Here is a 1,974-nt window from a genome sequence, read left to right on the forward strand (position 1 = left end):
CCCTGACCGGGCAGTCGCTCGTCGTCAGCCACGGCTGGCACATGCAGTAGGGCTTCTGCGCCGAGCGGGTCGCGCCGCTACCATGCCGCGATGGACAGCCTCGACCTGCAGGTGCTGCAGCAAGCGCGCGAGTGGCGCCGCGCCGGCCACCCGGTCTGGCTGGTGACGGTGCTCGAGACCTGGGGCTCGGCGCCGCGGCCGCCCGGCGCCCTGCTGGCGATGCGCGGCGACGGGCTGGTTACCGGCTCGGTCTCCGGCGGCTGCGTCGAGGACGACCTGATCGACCGCGTCAGGAAGGGCGAGCGCGTCGACAAGCCCTCGCTCATCCACTACGGGGTCAGCAAGGAGGAGGCGGCCCGCTTCGGCCTGCCCTGCGGCGGCAACCTGCGCCTGGTCCAGGAGCCGCTCGCCGGCACCGGCTGGATCGACGACGTCCTCGAGCGCACCGCCCGGCACGAGCTGGTCGCCCGCGTCGTCGACATCGACGGCGGCGCCGTGCGCGTCGAGCCGGCCCGGCGCGGCCAGGCCTTCTCGTTCGACGGCCGGACCATGCGCGCTCTCTACGGGCCGCGCTGGCGCATGCTGATCGTCGGCGCCGGCCAGCTGTCGCGCTCGCTGGCGCTGATGGCGCTCGGCCTCGACTTCGAGGTCATCGTCTGCGACCCGCGCGAGGTGTACCACCTGGTCTGGGACGTGCCCGGCACCACCTTCAGCACGGCGATGCCGGACGACCTCGCGGTCGAGCTGCAGCTCGACCCGCACACCGCCGTCGTCGCCGTCACGCACGACCCCAAGCTCGATGACCTGGTGCTGCTCGAGGCGCTCAAGTCGCCGGCCTTCTACGTCGGCGCGCTCGGCTCGCGCCTGAACACCGCCAACCGCAAGGAGCGGCTGGCGCTGTTCGACCTGAGCGCGACCGAGATCGAGCGCCTGCACGGGCCGATCGGCCTGGACATTGGCAGCCGGACGCCGGCCGAGATCGCCGTGTCGATCCTGGCCGAGGTCGTCGCCGTGCGCAACGGCGTGGCGCTGACCCAGAAGAAGCCCATCCAGGCAGCGGTCGCCGGCAGCGACGTGGCGTGATCCGCTGGCTGAAGGGCGCCGCCGATCCGCTGCCGGAGGCGAGCCGGGCCCTGCCGATCGGCAGCGAGGCGCCGGGCCTGGTCGCCGCCGGCGGCGAGCTGTCGAACCGGCGCCTCGCCGAGGCCTATTCGAAGGGCATCTTTCCCTGGTACAGCGACGGCCAGCCGGTGCTGTGGTGGTCGCCCGACCCGCGCATGGTCCTGCTGCCCGCCGAGTTCTCGCTGGCGCGCTCGCTGAAGAAGACGATCCGGCGCTTCCTCGCGACGCCCGGCTGCGAGATCCGCATCGACCACGCGTGCCGGGAAGTCATCACCGCCTGCGCGACGTCGCTGCGCGGCGACGAGAGCGGCACCTGGATCGTGCCGGAGATGATCGAGGCCTATGTCGCCTGGCACCGCGCCGGGCGGGTGCACAGCGTCGAGACCTGGATCGACGGCGAGCTGGCGGGCGGGCTGTACGGCGTCGGCCTGGGCCGGATGTTCTTCGGCGAGTCGATGTTCGCTCGCCGCACGGACGCGTCCAAGATTGCCCTCGCCGCCCTGGTCGCCTTCTGCCGGGTCCACGGCATCGAGACCATCGACTGCCAGCAGCGCACCGACCACCTCGCCTCCTTCGGCGGTCGCGAGATCGACCGCACCGAGTTCCAGGAGCGCCTGCGCGTCGCCCTGGCGAAGCCCGACATCGACGATTGGTCCTATGATTTGAACTTGTGGGCGCAGCTCGGCATCCCGGGCGCGCCCGCCGAGGACGCCGCGTCGTGATGACCCACCCGAAGGAACTTCCGCTCGCCTCGCTGCAGTTCTACGCCACGGCCCCCTATCCGTGCAGCTACCTCCCCGGCCGGATGGCGCGATCGCAGGTCGCGACGCCCAGCCACCTGATCCACGCCGA

At 72.2% G+C, this 1,974-nt stretch carries 2 protein-coding genes and 1 pseudogene; all 3 read left to right on the top strand.

Translation table 11 applies throughout. The features are described from left to right. The first annotated feature begins 90 nt into the window (after nt 1–90). Nucleotides 91–1,083, top strand: coding sequence for an XdhC family protein (locus AC30N0_RS08115; protein WP_489517418.1), 993 nt, complete (start codon nt 91–93; stop codon nt 1,081–1,083). After that, nucleotides 1,080–1,844 (top strand): leucyl/phenylalanyl-tRNA--protein transferase, encoded by a 765-nt coding sequence (gene aat, locus AC30N0_RS08120; RefSeq protein ID WP_489517419.1) that lies wholly within the window; start codon nt 1,080–1,082, stop codon nt 1,842–1,844. Before AC30N0_RS08115 ends, aat begins: the two co-directional genes overlap by 4 nt. Then, nucleotides 1,844–1,974: pseudogene (locus AC30N0_RS08125) on the top strand (arginyltransferase); the annotation flags it as partial. The gene aat and the pseudogene AC30N0_RS08125, both read left to right, overlap by 1 nt.

The sequence above is a fragment of the Rhizobacter sp. genome (assembly GCF_031412495.1).
In the GTDB taxonomy this organism is placed as follows: domain Bacteria; phylum Pseudomonadota; class Gammaproteobacteria; order Burkholderiales; family Burkholderiaceae_C; genus Schlegelella_A.

Coding starts and splice junctions, on each gene's coding strand:
- AC30N0_RS08115 (WP_489517418.1), top strand. CDS start 91: ATGGACAGCCTCGACCTGCAGGTGCTGCAGCAAGCGCGCGAGTGGCGC.